Origin of the sequence: Terribacillus sp. 7520-G (genome assembly GCF_002271665.1) — a bacterium.
GTDB lineage: Bacteria > Bacillota > Bacilli > Bacillales > Amphibacillaceae > Terribacillus.
In genome coordinates this window covers 39,417-57,496 of record NZ_NQFP01000034.1, presented here as the reverse complement: position 1 = coordinate 57,496, position 18,080 = coordinate 39,417, and the positions used below count along the sequence as shown (strand labels likewise).

The window sequence follows — 18,080 nt, the reverse complement described above, 5'->3', positions numbered from 1 at the left end:
TATTATATGAAAAAGGCGAGAAAAGGAGTAGAGCGGGCATATGTGCGGTATTACCGGATGGGTTAATTTCAAAAGGAATCTGGCGCAGGAGCAACCTGTGATCCAGAAAATGGCTCAGACATTATCAAAACGGGGTCCGGATGAGTACAACGATTGGGGCGCATCACATGTCCTGTTCGGTCACCGGCGTCTGATTGTGGTGGATGCTGCTGGGGGCAAACAGCCGATGCAGCACAGCGATGAACGCGGGACTTATACATTGGTGTACAATGGAGAACTGTACAACACAGAAGATATCCGAAAAGAACTCAAGCAGCGGGGATGGACATTTCAAGGCCATTCCGACACGGAAGTGCTGCTGAAGAGCTATATCGAGTGGCAGGATGCTTGTGTTGAAAAATTCAATGGGATTTTTGCATTCGCCATTTGGCATGACAAAACCGAAACACTCTTTTTCGCTAGAGACAGATTGGGCGTAAAACCGCTTTTTTATATGGAGCAGGAGGGCGGGCTGCTGATCGGTTCGGAACTGAAAGCGATACTGGCTCATCCGGATGTGGAAGCTGTCCTTGATGAAGAGGGCGTTTCGGAGATTTTGGCGCTTGGTCCTTCACGGACACCTGGTCATGGTGTTTTTAAAGGTATCAAGGAATTGCGGGCGGCTCATATCGGCAAATTCGATCGAAATGGTTTGAAACTGACTCGGTATTGGAATGTAGAAAGTAAGGAGCATACGGATTCCATAGAAGAAACTGCTGCAAAAGTAAGGGAGCTGCTGACGGATGCAGTGATCCGGCAGCTCGTCTCGGATGTACCGCTTGGCACTTTTTTATCAGGCGGAGTGGACTCCAGCGCCATCACGGCAATTGCTGCGAACCACTACAAAGAGACAGGGAAAGGCCAGCTTTCGACATTCTCAATCGACTTTGATGGGAATGATACATTTTTTACGAAAAGCGATTTTCAGCCGGCGAGCGACCAGACGTTTGTCGAGAAAATGCAAAAGGCTTTTGGCACGAACCATAAGACATATGTGATGGATAATCTGCTCCTCGCCCAATCGCTCAAGGAGGCAGCAATTCTCCGCGATTTGCCGGGTATGGCGGATGTAGATGCATCCTTGTTCTGGTTCTGTGAACGTATCAAAGAAAACGTGACAGTGGCTCTGTCAGGGGAGTGTGCGGATGAAATATTCGGCGGGTACCCATGGTTTTATCGGGAGGACGATTTGAACAGGGAAGGCTTTCCTTGGATTCGTTCATCTGAAGTACGCAATGGTCTGCTGAAGAAAGAATGGCAGCAGACGCTGGACTTGCACGGCTATATGCTTGATAGGTATCAAGAAACGATCGAAGAAACACCACTGCTGCCGGGAGAGGAAGCAGAAGCGGCAAAACGGCGCCAAATGTTTTATTTGAACATGCACTGGTTCATGCCGACCCTGCTGGATCGAAAGGATCGGATGAGCATGGGTGCAAGCTTCGAGGCGCGCGTCCCGTTTAGCGATCACCGATTGGTGGAATATGTATGGAATATCCCATGGGAAGTAAAAACATACGGTAACAAGGAGAAGGGTATACTCCGCAAAGCACTCGAGGGTATCCTGCCGCATGAAGTGCTTTATCGAAAGAAAAGTCCATACCCTAAAACGCATAACCCGGTTTACACCGCAGCTGTCGTCGGATGGATGGAAGAGATCCTCCGGGACGATGATGCGCGTTTATTTGACTTGTTTGATCGGCAGGCAATCACAGCATTGGTCAAAAGCAAAGGGCAGGATGTCACTGCTCCTTGGTTCGGGCAATTGATGACAGGACCGCAGCTGCTTGCACATTTGGGCCAGATCGATTTTTGGCTGCGGCATCATGATGTGAAGATACGTGTCTGACTCTGGGAGCTTTTTCGGCTCCTTACATAGTAAAAACTATTTTCTTTCTGCCGGATTTCGGCTATAATGATTCGCAGGCTTTTGCGCAGGAATAGCTTTCGGGCGTTCTGCGCAACCTTTTGATGTATGGACTTATAAGGAGGTACATAATTGTTCTATTTTGAAGTGAAACGTATCGTGGTCGTTATATTCGGTGCTTTACTCAATGCAGTGGCACTGAACTTCTTCCTGATACCAGCAAGTGTATACGGGAGCGGTTTTACCGGGGCTGCACAGCTTTTATATGATTTCTTCGCACAAGTGCTTGGCATCACCTCGATCGGGACAGGAATATGGCTTTTCCTATTGAATGTGCCAGTTGCAATCTTGGGCTGGATGAAGGTGGGCAAAGGATTCACGATATACAGTCTATTTTCGGTGGCTTGCATGACCGTCATGCTGGAAGTGCTTCCGATTCATGCTTTATCGGATGATATCATCTTGAATGCGGTATTCGGGGGTGTCATTGCTGGTGTCGGAGTCGGCCTGACACTGAAGTGGGGAGCTTCCACCGGAGGGATGGATATTGTCGTCATGATTTTATCCCGGCTGAAGGATAGACCTGTCGGTACTTACTTCCTGCTGCTGAATGGGATCATCATCCTTCTTGCTGGTTTGCTCAATGAGCCCGCGAACGCCCTTTATACTTTGGTGACGCTGTATGTTTCCACTAGAGTGATCGATGCCATTCATACACGTTATGAGAAAGTGACGGCCATGATTGTCACCACGAAAGCGGACGAGCTGTCAAAGGCCATCTATAACAAGATGGTGCGCGGAATTACGATCATTCCCGTAAAAGGCGGATACACACAGCAAGACAAAAATATGCTCATGCTCGTCATCACCCGTTATGAGTTATACGATTTGGAACATATCATCAAGGAAGTGGATCCATCCGCTTTCATGAATGTTGTCGAAACAGCAGGGATATACGGATTCTTCCGAAAAGATAAATAAAAGCTGAGGAGCCAGTACGCTCCTCAGCTTTTTTAATAGCCTGCTTCTTCCATGACGGCGACGACTTTGGCAGAAAGCTCGTCCCAATCTGCGTTCGGCAGCTTATTGATGGTAATGAAATTTTGGAAGCCGAATACATTATCGACACCTTCGACCGTCATCAACTGGTTCATGATGTCATATTCGCTTGTTTGTCCGGGCATGACGGATACACTGCCATTGCCTTCAAAGATGATTTTATCAGTAGTGAATTTTTTTGCATTCGGATTCGGGGTATTTTCCACTCTTACACTCATGCTATTGACCTCCTAGCGTCCATACTTACCACTATCATAGCAGATGGAGGACAAATTAAAAAGCGGGAAATGACTTGCTTTGTCTTCCAGGGGAAAAAGAAGAAGGTTGCAGAGGATATCTTTGACAGCAATCGACATGCTTCCAATCTTTCAGTTGATTATTTCCTGGGCAATTGTCCTCGTTTATGAAAAGGAGCAGATCCATTTACGGATCTGCTCCTTTTTGTTACTGGTCGAGCTCCTGCTGCAAGTCCTGCAATTGCTGCTTTTCTTCTGCAGTTGCATCGTTATATGCAGATTGGATAGCCTCCTGCACTGCTGCAGAATCTTCCTGGCTTGGCTTATTTGTCAAGCCCTGCACTTTTTGCTTGGCTCTTTCGAAGAAGTTTTCCATCCTAAAACCCTCCATTATGGCTTTCTGATTGATGCTTCTTCACAGTGTCGCTGAAGCGTTCACGATAGACAAAAACATCGTCATGCTGCCTGACCGATTGTGCTCCCTGACTTGTGAACCGTTTGGATTTACTTCTCTTGCTCATTCGTTACCCCTCCGAACGTCTAAAGAAGTAAAAAGCATAACCGGCTTTACCCGATTACGCTTTTATTTTGTTCCTTGAGCCGTACAAGTATGAGTTGTAAAAACTGTTAATTCGCCGGGACCTCCAGCTTCAGATACGAATGAAGGAAGGAAGCGATGCCATCTTCCATATTTGATCCTGTCGTATAGTCGGCGATTTCTTTCAACGGAGCGATGGCATTGCCCATCGCAACGCCGGCACCAGCGTACTCGATCATTTCCAAATCATTATCTTCGTCCCCGAAAGCAATGATATTTTTTTGCGGGATTCCGTAGTAATGGGAAATCTTCTGCAGGCCGACTGCCTTGCTCAGCCCTTTTCGGATGATTTCAATGATGTGATACGGTGCGCCCCAGCGACGGTGCTCAATTATTTCCGCATGCTCCTTCTCCAGTGTCTCCCGTATGGAAGCGACTTGGTTTTCGTGCGGGTAAATGAGCAAGGAGGTCGGGTCATCCTCAAGCATTTGCGTCAAGCTGCCGACTTTGATCGGATCATCTTCTTCCTCTAAATGGAATAAATCCAATAAGTACTGGTCAAAGCGATCGATATACACATCATCCATCACTTCTGCAATGATATTTTTTACATCGAGTTTATGGCATGTATCCACGATTTTCCTGGCAGTACGTATCGGCATGGGGGAGTGGACAGCGTCCCATTTCTTATCATCGGGATGATGTATGAGGGCGCCGTTGAAATTGACCATCGGGGTAGTAAGGCCGAGTTCGTGATAATAAGCCAACGAGGCACGATGCGGTCTTCCCGTTGCGATGACGACAACATGGCCAGCTTGGATTGCTGCTTCAATGGCTCGTTTATTCTTTTCGGAGATGTGCTTGTCATCTGTCAAAAGTGTTCCATCTAAATCAAGTGCTATCAAATGTTTTTCCATCCATTATCACCTCTATATTGTTCATTATAGTGTATCCTTCTCTTCATCATCTGTAAAGAAATCGTCAAGACGAGGGAGTATCGATTTACAAAAGCAGCCCGGACATACTAAGATGAAGCAGTAGGCAATGGAAAACGTTGAAGAGGATGAAGCAAATGATCGTCATAAAAGAAGAAGTCTGGAACGAGGTGCCAGTGCTTCTTGTAGAGCAGGCGGGCGCTGAGGATAAAGCACTTCCGGTATTTACATATTTCCATGGTTTCACGAGTGCCAGGGAGCATAATTTGCCAATCGCGTATATGCTGGCAGCCAAGGGGTATCGCGTGCTGTTGCCGGAGGCGCTTCACCATGGTATCCGGGAAGATGATGTGAGCAGCAGCAAACGGCAGTTGGAATTCTTCGGCATTGTAAAAGAAAATCTGCATGATTTGCAGCAGATCCATCAGTATGCATCCGATAAAGGATTGATTCAGGATGATCGATTTGCCATCGGTGGTACAAGCATGGGAGGCATCACGACTTGCGCAGCACTCACCCAATTCGATTGGATCAAGGCTGGTATGGTGATGATGGGATCGCCGAAGATTGCAGCATTTGCCCGCGGGATGGTAGAGGCAGTCAAACAATCCGGCATGGAAATGAATGTATCGGAAGAGGAATTGGAGCAGCTTTATGCTTCCCTTGAGAAAATCGACCTTTCCCTGCACCCGGAGACCATCGGCAATCGGCCGCTGTTCTTCTGGCACGGTGACAAAGATCCGGTCGTTCCTTATGCGCATTCGCGCAGCTTTTATGAGACACTCGAAAACAAAGCGGGGAATGCCAAACAGTTCACGTATGTAACAGAAGAAGGTTCAGGCCACAAGGTCTCCAGAAAAGCTATGCTTGCCGGAACAGCCTGGCTGGAGAAGGTACTGTAGCAGTTTATTTCTATTTTGGTGAAAATATGTTTAAATAGATGCAGGTAAACAGTTTTTAACTGGCTTAAAGGAGGAACAGGAATGGATCAGGCATTGGAAGAAAATGTGCTCGGAGCACTGGAAAATGTAATCGATCCCGAGCTGGGAATTGATATCGTCAATCTGGGCCTTGTATATGGAGTGGACATAGATGAAGAAGGTACTGGAATCGTCACCATGACATTGACTGCGATGGGCTGCCCGCTGGCTGGTCACATCGAACAGGATGTGAAACGCGTCTTGGCAGATATTCCGGAAATCAAAGATACGAAAGTGAATATCGTTTGGAATCCGCCTTGGTCCAAGGACCGTATGTCCCGCTATGCTAAAATTGCACTTGGGATTCCGGATTGATAAGCAGTCCTCTTGCATTGCAAGAGGGCTTTTTTTGCACGCGCGGCATTTCCCCGGCATAGGCTGATGATGTAAAGGGGGAAGGTCAATCGTGACAAATTCACATGAACAGACTTATTCGCAAGCTCATCATATGATGGATATGTGCAAACAGCACAAATATCAATATGTTCTCATCCAGCTGATGGATGGATATCAGCTGGATGGCATCATCTTGGATGTGGATGATGAATATGTCCATCTCGCCATACCAGCAGACGAACAGTATGATTTTGTAGAGGATGACGATTATCGTAATCCTTTTGGATATCCTGGGTACGGATATGGATTTGGTTACCCTGGCGGCCGTTTCCGCCGGCTCGTTTTACCGCTCGTCGGTTTGGCGGCACTCAGCCTGATTCCGTGGTAATAGAAAAAACCTTGCCGATCGGCAAGGTTTTATTCATGCTTTTCCCCTTTGGAGAGCGCTGCAGATACAGTCCATACACCCAGACTGAAGATTATTGTCATAACGTAGACGAGTGACATATCGTATGAATCACCGGACATGCTTGTCAGAACGAATGCTACGACAGCACTTAGGGCGAACGCCCAAATAATGGTTACAATAAACCGCATTAGTATCACCTCTATCATTCACACATATACATCTATCATAGCAGGTTCCGGCTAAAAAGAAAAACAATTCTTGTGCAAATCCTCACATGAATAGGAGAGGTGTGTTTTATGCAATTTCTTGTAAGTCAATGCTACTGCTGGGAAGGATATCATCTCGTCCAGGCACTGCTGGAAGATGGTCATGAAGTATCAGGCCAGCATGAAGAATCCTTATCGGATAGAGAAGAGCATCTGAGCATGTATCTTGGCCGTCATGCCTTGTTCAGCGAAGGTATCCAAAAAAAGGATTATGATGCCCATATCAGTTTTTTCGGTTCGGGGAAAAAGGATGACTTAGCGTATCGTCATGTGGATATCAGTTATGAAGCAGATATCGATCCGAATATCGAAAATCAAATTTTGCTTCCTATATTATATGGGGAATGGATGCCCAGGGATGTGGATGCTATAAGGTGGAATGGGAAGCGGATACCGTTTGAAGATGACTATTTTTGCCGGCATGCGCTTCCTGTCAAGCCAGTGATGCAAACAATCAGCAAGATATTATCGGGAAACAGGGCCATAGAAAAATATCACTTCTATGCAAAAGAGGTGTGTCCGGAGCAGGAGGATAGAACGGTGATAGCCCTCAAACGCGATGTAATGGATGATTTAGCTGTTTTACACAGACACTATGAACAATACAGCCGTTTTTACAAGTGATCCTGCCCGGCTCTTCTTCATTTTTTGGAAATGAATTTTTTGGCGTGGTTCTTCAGGTGTTTTACATATGGAGAAAGCTGCTCATAGGTTTCCATGATAGTACCGGCAGTCTCCATTAGATTGAAATCTTTTTTCGTATCATCTTTTTTCAGCTCTTCAGGTTCCTGTCGCGCATTTCTTCTTTTACCAAAAAGAAATTCATCCAGTCGGGAATCGTCTTTCCTCATCTTTGCACACCTCCATGCGATAGAATATGCACTATCACTGTGTCTTGTCTATGTGTTTATCCTGAAAAATGAAAGGGAATATATTTTGTTTAACTTAAGAGCTTACAGAATAAGAAAAATACGTTACAATATACTTCAGATTATGCTCTTAATATGGTCATCATTTATCATTCGACCAGTCAGAACAGCTTCAGCGTGAATGATTGCTGGAGAAGGAGGAACAATTGTATGGAAAAGAAAAGAGTTGTTGTCACAGGTCTAGGCGCGGTGACACCGGTAGGGAATGACGCCGAAACAACGTGGCAGAATCTCTTGGAAGGTAAATCAGGAATCGATTATGTCACTCGGGTGAATAAGGACGACTTCCCTGCGAAAGTGGCAGCGGAAGTGAAAGACTTCAACCCAGAAGACTATATGGATAAAAAAGATGCTAAGCGTATGGATTTGTTTACGCAATATGCCGTCGCGGCCAGTAAAATGGCTGTAGAGGATGCTGAATTAACCATCACGGATGAGAATGCGAATCGTATCGGAGTCTGGATCGGCTCCGGTATCGGCGGTATGGGTACTTATGAAGAACAATTCGAAAAGCTGATGACGAAAGGTGCTCGGCGGGTCAGCCCATTCTTCGTTCCGATGATGATTCCGGATATGGCTTCCGGACAAGTATCGATCCAGCTTGGAGCAAAGGGGATAAACTCCTGCACAGTTACAGCATGTGCTTCCGGGGCTAACTCCATCGGGGATGCTTTCAAAGTCATCCAGCGCGGGGATGCCGATATCATGATCACTGGCGGAACAGAGGCACCATTGACAAAGATGGCATTTGCTGGATTCTCTGCGGCGAAGGCATTATCCTTCAATGATGATCCAAAGACTGCTAGCCGCCCGTTTGATGCTAACCGCGACGGTTTCGTAATGGGTGAAGGTGCCGGCATTCTCATTCTTGAATCATTGGAATCGGCACTGGAACGCGGTGCTACTATCTATGCGGAAATCGTCGGCTACGGTTCATCAGGCGATGCTTATCATATCACAGCACCTGCACCGGAGGGTGAAGGCGCTGTACGTGCCATGCGTCAAGCCATGGAAGATGCTGGTCTGCAGGCTGAAGACATCGACTATGTCAATGCACATGGGACAAGCACTGAATTGAACGACAAGTTCGAGACAGCTGCCCTGAAGCAGCTGCTGGGTGATCATGCTTACAAAACGGCTATATCTTCAACGAAATCAATGACAGGTCATATGCTTGGTGCTGCAGGAGCAGTCGAAGCGGTGATTTGTGTCAAATCGATTCAGGATGGCGTCATCCCTCCGACAATCAATTTGGCAGAAAAAGATCCGCTTTGCGACTTGGATTATGTACCAAACGTGAAGCGTGAGAAAACAGTCCGTGCTGCCCTGAGTAATTCACTTGGATTCGGCGGTCATAATGCGGCCCTTGTTTTCAAACAATATCAATAAGACGAAAACCTCCTATTATATAGGAGGTTTTTTTCTTGCCAAATCATCTAAATACAAGAATAAATCTTTGCTGGTTGGTCATAATGTATCCTACTACAACCCACACGGAACACGCTCTTACACCCAATGAATATAGCTGCATGCAAGCGTGACCGTCGTCGGAATAGCAGAATCGAAAAGCAAAGTGAGGGTTATCTATGTTATTTATGCATGATATTTGGGTGAACTGGTTTGAAGGCGAAGAAAATGGCTACAATGTATGCTCCTTTCATGAATGGCGGAAAGAAGATGGCATCGAACTGCTTGATCAGGTACCATTGCTCTACATAGAAGATGCGCTATTCGCATACATCGAAAATGACCTCCAGGAGCTTCCGAAGGCGATGCTGGATATGATCCACCGGAAAGCCTTCCTGCGTAAGAACCAAGAGCGGATTGCCATTGATTATGCATGCATTGTGACGAACGGAAAAGCAATCCTTGCAATCGATACGATGGGATATATCACACCAGTCAGGAAAAGCCGGCTGATCCCTCGGCAGGAAAGGCTTGTCTATCAAATGATAGAAGATGTACAGCCTGAAACATTCGAGTGGAAAGAAGAAGGGGAGGAGAAGGAATATCATATCCTATCCCTGAAGCCTGACTTGATGATTGGACTGACGAGGAAGGAACGACAGCTGAAGCAGCTTTTGATGATGGCCATGGATCAGCTTGAAACGAGCGGGAATCTGGATCAAGTCAGATATTGGCTGACAGAATGGAAGCCTGAAGAATACCATGTGAATCGTTCACTTGAATTCCGGGAAGCATGGCAGAAGCTTTATGATGGAGTTTCGGTCGGCTGGAGCAAGAAGCAAGAGGAGCTTTGCGAAAAAATGGTGAAAGGCCAGCCATTTTATGAAAAGCTCTGGGAACTCGAAAAGAATGATCAGGCAAAAACCTCATAAAAATAACCGGCAGAATGATCTGCCGGTTTCTTTTTTATTTTCCGCGTCCCAACCCCATCGCTTTTTTCGCTTTCCGCAGGGTCTTGTTGGCAACCGCTTGTGCGCGTTCTGCGCCCTTATCCAGCACTTCGTCCAAAGCATCGCTTTCCATCCATTCATAGTAGCGTTCCTGGATCGGAGTCAGCATGGCAACCACGGCATCCGCTACTGCTTGTTTGAAATCACCATAACCGCTGCCGGCGAATTCTTGCTCGCTTTCCTCGATTGTCTTATTCGTCGCTACCGAATAAATGGTGAGCAGGTTGCTGACACCAGGTTTGTTTTCTTTATCATAGCGCACGACACCCTCGGAATCGGTAACGGCACTCTTGATTTTTTTCTCGATCTGCTTCGGCTCATCCAGGATGAAAATAGAAGCCTTCAGATTTGCATCGGATTTGCTCATCTTCTTCGTCGGTTCCTGCAAGGACATGATCCGTGCACCGACCTTCGTGATTTGGATATCCGGAACGGTAAAGATATCATTGAAACGATTGTTGAAGCGTTCCGCTACATTGCGCGTCAGCTCCAGGTGCTGCTTCTGATCATCGCCTACTGGGACGATATCGGTATTGTATAGCAGAATATCAGCCGCCATCAGCGGTGGATACGTCAGCAATGCTGCAGATACACCCTCCTTACCGGCGGATTTATCTTTGAACTGCGTCATTCGTTCCAATTCACCAATGTAACTGATGGATTGAATCATCCAGCCGAGCTGGGTATGCGCCGGTACCTCGGACTGAATGAACAGAACCGATTTCTCAGGATCGATTCCTGCAGCCAGATAAAGGGCTGCAAGTGAGCGGATTTGCTGCTTCAGCTTCAATCTGTCCTGCGGTACGGTGATGGCATGCTCATCCACGATACAGAAGTAGCATTGATTGTCTTCCTGCAGGGCAGGAAATTGGCTCAAAGCGCCAATGTAATTGCCAAGTGTCAAACTGCCGCTTGGCTGAATACCAGAAAAAATAGTTTTCATCTTACTTTTCCTCCCAAGGCACAAAAAAAATCCATTCGTTTGCCTGCTTTTGCTGCAGGGACGAATAGACCGCGGTGCCACCCTAATTATCCTTCCACTACGAAGGATCACTTGATGCAGTTAACGCCTGCAAAAACGGCGGGGGAAACCCGCAGCTCCAAAAACCCAATTTCCGCTACTCGTGGTGCTTGTTTTCACCAGCCACAAGCTCTCTTTGACCAGAGGAGTACCGTACTACATTTTCTTCGTCGCTTTTTATTCCTGTTAATTATTCATTATATGCATGTTTCGACTGGTTTGCAAGTCGGTCAAAACAGATAAAAGATTGCCAGAAGGATGAGCATCAGTCCAATCAGGACAGCAGCCTGGAATAGCATATGGCTCAGGAATGATCGGTTCACCCACTCAGAAGGGACACCATTTTCTTCGAAGTCGAACAGGCCCTTGCTCATTACTTTGCCGAATCTCCGGAAGCTTCTCGTTATTCCATCGAGCACCCTGCCTTTGATAACGAATAATAGCATACCTACGATGAAGTAGAAGAAAGCTACATAAAAGATAGAGTTGATCAGCGATAAGAGACTTTGCTGATCTGAAAGAAAGAAAAGTACTGCTGTAATCACTAAGTTAATCAATAGTAGAATCCAGTTCCATTTACCAAACAACATACATTACCGCCTTCTAAAGATTATGAACAATTATAGCATAAGATGATGGGGAACATTTATTCCTATGACAAAGAGTTGTCCATAGGGGACATTATACTTGGAATTGTGTAAAAAACATAAAATAAAGTGTAAAATCAGCAAAATAAACTAGTTAAATAGTCCTATTTTTTGTTATGAAAATGCAATGTTTTCGGACTTTTGTAAAATTGCTATAAAATTAGGGGTGCACAAATTGTGAGAAAACTTGTATAATTCTAATTGCGAACAAGTAGTTCGTGAGAAAGTTATAAAATTTCAGAATCTTTGGGGAGGTCATGTATTACATGAGAAAGACGAACTGGCTATTACTTGCACTTGTTTTAGTACTTAGTTCATTCCTTGCTGCATGTTCCGGCGGCTCTGACAGTTCAAGCGGCAGCGGCGGAAATGGCGGCAGCGGAGAAAGCGCTGAAGGCTCTGCTAACGGCGAACAGGTATTCAACCTAACAATCGGAGACGAGATTCCATCGATGGATTCTTCTCTAGCGGATGACCAATACGGTATCCAATGGACTTCAGAGATCCAAGAGGGACTTTACCGCTTGGGTGAAGATGGAACTCCTGTAGAAGGTATTGCCACTGGCGATCCGGAAGTGAGTGAAGATGGTCTTACTTGGACATTCACCCTTCGCGACAATGCGGAATGGGAAAATGGAGACCCTGTCACAGCACACGACTTCGTTTATGCTTGGCAGCGAGCAATCAACCCTGATACCGGTTCCGAGTACGGTCCGTATATGATGGGCGGCGTTATCAAGAATGCCACTGCTATCAACCAAGGCGAAATGGATGTATCTGAACTAGGTGTTAAAGCAGTCGACGACCACACTCTGGAAGTGCAGCTTGAAAAGCCAGTTCCATACTTCGAGTCATTAACTACATTCCCTACTTTCATGCCTTTGAATCAGAAATTCGTTGAAGAACAAGGCGAAAATTATGCGCTTGAAGCGGATAACCTGCTTTCCAACGGTCCATTCAAGATGACAGAATGGAACCATGGCAGCTCTATGAAGTTCGAAAAGAATGATACTTATTGGGATGCTGATGCGGTTCAGCTAGAAGAGATTAATCTCCAAGTTGTAAAAGATACAGCTACGGGAGTTAACCTTTATGACACTGGTGAGGTTGACCGTACAAGCTTGACTGCTGAGTTTGTAGACCAGCGTATCAATGATGAAGACTACCTTGCCGTACCTGATATGGCTTCTTGGTATCTAAAACTTAATCAGAACCGTAAAGGCGAGGAAACACCTCTCGCAAACATCAATGCACGTAAAGCGATTGCACAGGCTATTGATAAAGAAGGTCTGGTAAACGTAGTTCTTAATAATGGATCCACTGTATCCAATGGCTTGATGCCGAAAGATTTCGTTAAAGGTCCAGATGGTACTGATTTCCGTGAAGCAAATGGAGACTTCCTGACTTATGATGTGGAAGCTGCTAAAGAAGCTTGGGCTACTGCAAAAGAAGAGTTGGGCCAAGATGAGATTACGCTGGAAATCCTTACTGGCGATACAGATCTTTCCACACAAATGGTTGACTACTTGAAAGAGCAATTAGAAACAAATCTAGAAGGTTTGACTATCAATATTATGCAAGTTCCGTTCCAGCAAAGATTGGATTTGGATACAGCCGGTGATTTTGATATCCAAGTATCCGGTTGGGGTCCTGACTATATCGACCCTAACACGTTCATGAACTTGTTCGTGACAGATGGCGAGAATAACCGTATGGCATATTCAAGCGAAGAGTACGATTCTTTAGTTGAAAAAGCAGCAAATGAAGATGCTACGGACCCTGAAGCTCGCTGGCAAGATTTCCTTGATGCAGAAAAAGTATTGCTTGACGATGCAGCAATTGCACCACTGTATCAAGCTGGTTACTCTTACTTAGTTAGTCCAAAAATGAAAGGCGTATTCTCAAACCCTGCTGGAAACGATTTCGAGTACAAATGGGCTTATGCTGATAATGCTGCCGTTCAAGAATAAGTTTATATAATATTAAACTTATACGAGAAGAATCAAGGGAAAGAGAGTATATCCAAATGGTATATACTCTCTTTTCCATTGGTGGTTATTATCTAATAATGTTGAATTTTGCGACAATAAACAGGAGGTGCACGTTATGGCACGGTATATAGGGCAGCGTATCATCTATATGATCATCACGCTATTCCTTATTGCAACTATCTCATTTATGCTAATGAAGCTTCTGCCCGGTTCGCCTTTAGCGAACGCAAACAAATTGACTGAGGAACAACAAGAAGTTATCTATGAAAAATATGGATTGAACGATCCGATACCAGTTCAGTATGTAAAATATTTAGGCGGTTTGGTTCAAGGGGATCTTGGTATCTCTTTCAAATATGACAACCGTTCAGTTACAAGTATCTTGTTTGGTGAAGGCAGAGCAGAAACATCTGCCCAGCTTGGAGCGCAGGCTCTTATTATTGGTACTGTCGTAGGTATTCTGCTGGGACTATTGTCCGCTATTTACCATAATGGAATTACAGACTATGTTTCAACCATAGTTGCAGTACTTGGTACTTCGATTCCATCTTTCGTTTTCGCGGGCATACTTCAGTTCTTTTTAGCTGTAAAATGGGGGATCCTCCCGGTTGCGACGTGGAATGGATTTGAATATACCATCTTACCAACCATTGCCTTGGCAATTTTCCCTATGGCAACCTGTGCCAGGTTTATGCGAACAGAAATGATTGAGGTTTTAAATGAAGATTATATTACTACCGCAAGAGCGAAGGGGCTTTCCGGAGCAGCTATTATTTTCAAGCATGGTATCAGGAACGCGCTTATTCCGTTGATAACAATTCTTGGACCATTAGCTGTTGGTCTGTTAACAGGTACACTCGTTATCGAGCAAATCTTTGCAATTCCTGGAATTGGTCAGCAATTTGTAACATCAGTAAATACAAATGATTTTCCTATTATCATGGGTACAACTTTGTTCTTCGCTGTAGTATTCATTGTTATGATTTTAATCATCGATATACTATATGGATTGATTGATCCTAGAATAAGGCTTGCTGGAAAGGACTGAGACCATGGAAAATCAAAAACGACAAATCGATAAAAACCTCTTCCGTCCGGCAGACCGTACGCAAGAGCAAAGTGACATTATTGCTCGTAAAAGTAGTACACTTTTGCAAGATGCGATGAGAAGCTTAAGAAAAAATGTGTTCTTCATGATTTCTTTTTTCATCTTGCTTGTAATCGTATTAATGAGTATATTTGCTCCTGTTTTAAGTGATTACACCTATAAAGAACAAGATTTGAACCGTTCTTTGATGGCTCCAAGAATCCCGGGCCTTGAAAATATTTCATTTTTGGGCTTTGATGGAAAAGAAACAAAAAAGTTTTATGGTAATAATGTTCAGACTGCTGAAATGAAGGCAAATACACAGTTTAAGACTCAATCGGAAGAACAAAAGGAGTTCATTACCTTCGAAGTTATCAATGAAGGCGATGGTAGTCCGAATTCCGCTGAAGTTAAAGCAACATATGATAAATATGCAGCAAAAGGATTGGAAGATGAATATTTCTATTTCGGTACGGATAGGTTAGGTAGGGATATCTGGACACGTGTCTGGGATGGTACAAGGGTTTCCTTGCTGATTGCTGTAGCCGCAGCCTTAATTGATCTGGTTATCGGTGTAGCATATGGCGGTATAGCTGCGTACTATGGTGGAAGAGTAGATAACTACATGATGCGATTCTTGGAAGTTATCATTGGGATTCCTAACTTAGTAGTGGTTATTTTAATGATTTTAGTACTTGATCCGGGCATCTGGGCGATTATAATAGCATTGACTATAACTGGATGGACGAGTATGGCTAGAATTGTGCGAGGAGAAGTATTAAAGCTCAAAGGCCATGAGTTTGTATTAGCTTCTCGTACTTTGGGTGCTCCAAACAGAAAAATCATCGGAAGGCATTTAATACCAAACGTTATGGGTCTCATCATTGTTAACACAATGTTCTCCATTCCGTCTGCAATTTTCTTTGAAGCATTCCTAAGCTTTATCGGTCTTGGATTGCCTTCGCCGGCAGCATCGCTCGGTACGTTAATCAATGATGGTTTCAAAACATTGCAAACTACACCTTCTATGCTAGTATTTCCGGCAGTGCTAATCTCCATCATAATGATTGTATTCAATATCCTTGGTGATGGACTACGTGATGCATTCGATCCTAAGATGAGGAAATAAATAAAGGAGGCGACTACCTTGAAAAAAGATAATATTCTTGAGGTTGATAATCTCAAAGTTTCATTTAAAACCCATAGCGGTGAAGTACAAGCAGTAAGGGGCGTTTCCTTTGATCTGAAAAAAGGGGAGACACTTGCGATCGTAGGGGAGTCAGGCTCCGGGAAATCCGTTACGACAAAAGCATTGATGGGGCTGCTTCCGAAACCGCACGGCTTTGTTAAAGAAGGTTCCATCTTGTTTGAGGATAAAGATATTACGAAATTGAAAGATAAAAGTATGCAGGCAATCCGCGGTAAAGAGCTTGCGATGATCTTCCAGGATCCAATGACTTCTCTTAATCCAACGATGAAAGTCGGTAAACAAATCATGGAAGGCTTGCTTAAGCATCAAAAACTGGGCAAGGAAGAGGCAAAGAAAAAAGCAATTGAGCTGATGAACTTGGTGCAGATTCCGAATCCGGAAGCTCGTATGAAGCAATACCCGCATCAGTTCTCAGGCGGTATGCGGCAGCGTGTCGTGATTGCGATGGCGCTTGCTTGTAATCCTCGTATCTTGATTGCCGACGAACCGACTACCGCCCTGGATGTTACGATTCAGGCTCAGATTTTGGAGCTGATGAAAGACATTCAAAAGAAAGTGGAAACTTCCATTATCTTCATTACCCATGACCTTGGTGTTGTGGCCAACGTGGCAGACCGGGTGGCGGTAATGTATGCTGGTAAGATCGTGGAAATCGGAACAGTCGATGAAGTATTCTATAATCCGAAACATCCGTATACATGGGGGCTGCTCGGTTCCATGCCGACACTGGAAAGTGACGAGGAGGAATTGTTTGCTATTCCCGGTACACCACCTGATTTGATTGCACCGCCAAAAGGGGATGCGTTTGCGGCGCGTAATAAATTCGCGCTTGAGATCGACTTCGTCGAGGAGCCGCCGATGTTCAAAGTATCTGATACGCATTATGCTGCTACATGGCTGCTGCATGAAGATGCACCGAAGATCGACCCTCCTGAGTCAGTGAAGAAGCGGATCGAGTCTATGGACCATTCTGAGGAGGCGACGCGATAATGAGTCAGGAAAAATTAGTTGAAATCAAGAATCTGAAGCAGCATTTCAAACTTGGACGAAATAACGTCGTCAAAGCAGTGGATGGATTGACGTTTGATATTTATAAAGGGGAAACATTCGGACTTGTCGGCGAGTCAGGCTGCGGCAAATCCACAACTGGCCGCTCCATCATCCGTCTGTACAACTCCACAGATGGCGAAGTTCTTTTCAAAGGTGAAAACGTGCAAGGGAAGAAGAATAAAGCGGAATTGAAGAAATTCAACCGCCAAATGCAGATGATCTTCCAGGATCCGTATTCTTCCCTGAACCCACGTATGACCGTCATGGATATCATTGCTGAAGGAATCGATATCCACGGCTTGGCGAAGAATGCAGAAGAACGGAGAGCGAAAGTATATGAACTGCTGGAAACAGTCGGCTTGAACAAAGAGCATGCCAACCGCTACCCGCATGAATTCTCCGGCGGTCAGCGTCAGCGTCTCGGAATCGCTCGGGCCCTTGCTGTAGATCCCGAATTCATCATTGCCGATGAACCGATTTCCGCACTGGATGTATCCATCCAGGCACAGGTAGTCAACTTGATGAAGCAGCTTCAGAAGGAAAAAGGACTTACTTACCTGTTCATTGCTCATGACCTTTCCATGGTAAAATACATCAGTGACCGGATTGGCGTTATGTATTTCGGTAAGCTGGTCGAATTGGCCGATGCCGATGAACTGTACAAAAATCCAGTGCATCCGTATACGCGTTCCCTTCTCTCTGCCATACCGCTTCCGGATCCGATATATGAGCGCAACCGCAAACGTATCGTCTATGATCCAAGCCAGCATGATACGAGCGAAGAGCCGGAATTCCGTGAAATCAGCCCGAAACATTGGGTGCTCTGCACATCAAAGGAATTCGAAGCGTATAAGAAAGAACAGCAAAATCCAATTACGAAGTGATTCAGAACCGCAAGCTTATGGCTTGCGGTTCTTTTCGGTTTGCTGGTGTCAGGATCAGGTTAAATAAAGAAGAAGAAGGGGGAATGATCTGACAATAAATTGGTTATTTCGTCTTTAACCGGTTTCATCTGCCAAATATCTCCCTTATAATGAAGCTAATACCAAATAGGAGATTGATA

21 protein-coding genes and 1 other annotated feature are annotated in these 18,080 nt (G+C 45.0%); of the genes, 13 read left to right on the top strand and 8 right to left on the bottom strand.

Going from position 1 to position 18,080, the window contains the following annotated elements; translation table 11 throughout:
* The first annotated feature begins 40 nt into the window (after positions 1-40).
* Together asnB and CHH53_RS12280 are read left to right on the top strand one after the other, a co-directional pair.
* Positions 41-1,888, top strand: a complete 1,848-nt coding sequence (gene asnB, locus CHH53_RS12285) for an asparagine synthase (glutamine-hydrolyzing) (protein ID WP_095216427.1) — start codon at positions 41-43, stop codon at positions 1,886-1,888.
* Between the two features lie 150 nt (positions 1,889-2,038).
* The gene (locus tag CHH53_RS12280) at positions 2,039-2,887 is read left to right on the top strand and encodes a YitT family protein (protein WP_095216426.1); all 849 of its coding nucleotides are present in this window, start codon (positions 2,039-2,041) and stop codon (positions 2,885-2,887) included.
* A 32-nt stretch (positions 2,888-2,919) separates the two neighbouring features.
* On the opposite strand, the gene CHH53_RS12275 is transcribed toward CHH53_RS12280, so the two are convergent.
* From CHH53_RS12275 to CHH53_RS12270, 4 genes are all read right to left on the bottom strand, one after another.
* On the bottom strand, positions 2,920-3,183 hold the full coding sequence (locus CHH53_RS12275; RefSeq protein ID WP_093726897.1) for a NifU N-terminal domain-containing protein: 264 nt from the start codon (positions 3,181-3,183) through the stop codon (positions 2,920-2,922).
* Between the two features lie 226 nt (positions 3,184-3,409).
* The gene (locus tag CHH53_RS17170; RefSeq protein WP_143594500.1) at positions 3,410-3,577 is read right to left on the bottom strand and encodes a DUF3813 family protein; all 168 of its coding nucleotides are present in this window, start codon (positions 3,575-3,577) and stop codon (positions 3,410-3,412) included.
* Between the two features lies 1 nt (position 3,578).
* Complete coding sequence (locus CHH53_RS17505; protein ID WP_198946047.1) at positions 3,579-3,722, bottom strand: hypothetical protein; 144 nt, start codon at positions 3,720-3,722, stop codon at positions 3,579-3,581.
* Positions 3,723-3,828: 106 nt separating this feature from the next.
* Positions 3,829-4,656, bottom strand: coding sequence for a Cof-type HAD-IIB family hydrolase (locus CHH53_RS12270; RefSeq protein ID WP_095216425.1), 828 nt, complete (start codon positions 4,654-4,656; stop codon positions 3,829-3,831).
* Positions 4,657-4,811: 155 nt separating this feature from the next.
* Between CHH53_RS12270 and CHH53_RS12265 the strand changes: the two genes are divergently transcribed.
* The 3 genes from CHH53_RS12265 (at position 4,812) to CHH53_RS12255 (ending at position 6,378) form a co-directional block, all read left to right on the top strand.
* Positions 4,812-5,576, top strand: a complete 765-nt coding sequence (locus CHH53_RS12265) for a prolyl oligopeptidase family serine peptidase (RefSeq protein WP_095216424.1) — start codon at positions 4,812-4,814, stop codon at positions 5,574-5,576.
* Positions 5,577-5,657: 81 nt separating this feature from the next.
* Complete coding sequence (locus tag CHH53_RS12260; protein WP_095216423.1) at positions 5,658-5,969, top strand: metal-sulfur cluster assembly factor; 312 nt, start codon at positions 5,658-5,660, stop codon at positions 5,967-5,969.
* 91 nt (positions 5,970-6,060) lie between these two features.
* Positions 6,061-6,378, top strand: coding sequence for a hypothetical protein (locus tag CHH53_RS12255; protein ID WP_233135089.1), 318 nt, complete (start codon positions 6,061-6,063; stop codon positions 6,376-6,378).
* A gap of 29 nt (positions 6,379-6,407) precedes the next feature.
* Here the strand turns inward: CHH53_RS12255 and CHH53_RS12250 are convergent, their stop codons facing one another.
* On the bottom strand, positions 6,408-6,587 hold the full coding sequence (locus CHH53_RS12250) for a DUF2929 family protein (protein ID WP_143594499.1): 180 nt from the start codon (positions 6,585-6,587) through the stop codon (positions 6,408-6,410).
* Positions 6,588-6,695: 108 nt separating this feature from the next.
* Here CHH53_RS12250 and CHH53_RS12245 point away from each other — a divergent pair, with 108 nt between their 5' ends.
* Positions 6,696-7,289, top strand: a complete 594-nt coding sequence (locus CHH53_RS12245) for a hypothetical protein (protein ID WP_095216421.1) — start codon at positions 6,696-6,698, stop codon at positions 7,287-7,289.
* A 17-nt stretch (positions 7,290-7,306) separates the two neighbouring features.
* Here the strand turns inward: CHH53_RS12245 and CHH53_RS12240 are convergent, their stop codons facing one another.
* Positions 7,307-7,516, bottom strand: coding sequence for a hypothetical protein (locus CHH53_RS12240; protein ID WP_095216420.1), 210 nt, complete (start codon positions 7,514-7,516; stop codon positions 7,307-7,309).
* Between the two features lie 228 nt (positions 7,517-7,744).
* Here CHH53_RS12240 and fabF point away from each other — a divergent pair, with 228 nt between their 5' ends.
* Both fabF and CHH53_RS12230 read left to right on the top strand, forming a co-directional pair.
* Positions 7,745-8,983 carry a beta-ketoacyl-ACP synthase II gene (gene fabF, locus CHH53_RS12235; protein ID WP_095216419.1) on the top strand — a complete coding sequence of 413 codons (1,239 nt, stop codon included), beginning with the start codon at positions 7,745-7,747 and terminating at the stop codon, positions 8,981-8,983.
* A gap of 197 nt (positions 8,984-9,180) precedes the next feature.
* Positions 9,181-9,933, top strand: a complete 753-nt coding sequence (locus tag CHH53_RS12230; protein WP_095216418.1) for a YjbA family protein — start codon at positions 9,181-9,183, stop codon at positions 9,931-9,933.
* Between the two features lie 34 nt (positions 9,934-9,967).
* Here the strand turns inward: CHH53_RS12230 and trpS are convergent, their stop codons facing one another.
* Positions 9,968-10,954 (bottom strand): tryptophan--tRNA ligase, encoded by a 987-nt coding sequence (gene trpS / locus CHH53_RS12225; protein ID WP_095216417.1) that lies wholly within the window; start codon positions 10,952-10,954, stop codon positions 9,968-9,970.
* A gap of 53 nt (positions 10,955-11,007) precedes the next feature.
* Positions 11,008-11,212, bottom strand: a binding site (T-box leader).
* Between the two features lie 50 nt (positions 11,213-11,262).
* Positions 11,263-11,622 (bottom strand): DUF3899 domain-containing protein, encoded by a 360-nt coding sequence (locus CHH53_RS12220; protein ID WP_095216416.1) that lies wholly within the window; start codon positions 11,620-11,622, stop codon positions 11,263-11,265.
* Positions 11,623-11,945: 323 nt separating this feature from the next.
* Between CHH53_RS12220 and CHH53_RS12215 the strand changes: the two genes are divergently transcribed.
* The 5 genes from CHH53_RS12215 (at position 11,946) to CHH53_RS12195 (ending at position 17,901) form a co-directional block, all read left to right on the top strand.
* The gene (locus tag CHH53_RS12215) at positions 11,946-13,649 is read left to right on the top strand and encodes a peptide ABC transporter substrate-binding protein (protein WP_095216415.1); all 1,704 of its coding nucleotides are present in this window, start codon (positions 11,946-11,948) and stop codon (positions 13,647-13,649) included.
* Positions 13,650-13,785: 136 nt separating this feature from the next.
* Positions 13,786-14,718, top strand: coding sequence for an oligopeptide ABC transporter permease (gene opp3b / locus CHH53_RS12210; RefSeq protein WP_095216414.1), 933 nt, complete (start codon positions 13,786-13,788; stop codon positions 14,716-14,718).
* Positions 14,719-14,722: 4 nt separating this feature from the next.
* Positions 14,723-15,886, top strand: coding sequence for an oligopeptide ABC transporter permease (gene opp3C / locus CHH53_RS12205; protein ID WP_095216413.1), 1,164 nt, complete (start codon positions 14,723-14,725; stop codon positions 15,884-15,886).
* A gap of 18 nt (positions 15,887-15,904) precedes the next feature.
* The gene (locus tag CHH53_RS12200) at positions 15,905-16,957 is read left to right on the top strand and encodes an ABC transporter ATP-binding protein (protein WP_095216412.1); all 1,053 of its coding nucleotides are present in this window, start codon (positions 15,905-15,907) and stop codon (positions 16,955-16,957) included.
* Positions 16,957-17,901: an ABC transporter ATP-binding protein gene (locus tag CHH53_RS12195; protein WP_095216411.1), complete on the top strand. Its 945-nt coding sequence runs from the start codon at positions 16,957-16,959 to the stop codon at positions 17,899-17,901. Before CHH53_RS12200 ends, CHH53_RS12195 begins: the two co-directional genes overlap by 1 nt.
* The last annotated feature ends 179 nt before the right edge of the window (positions 17,902-18,080 follow it).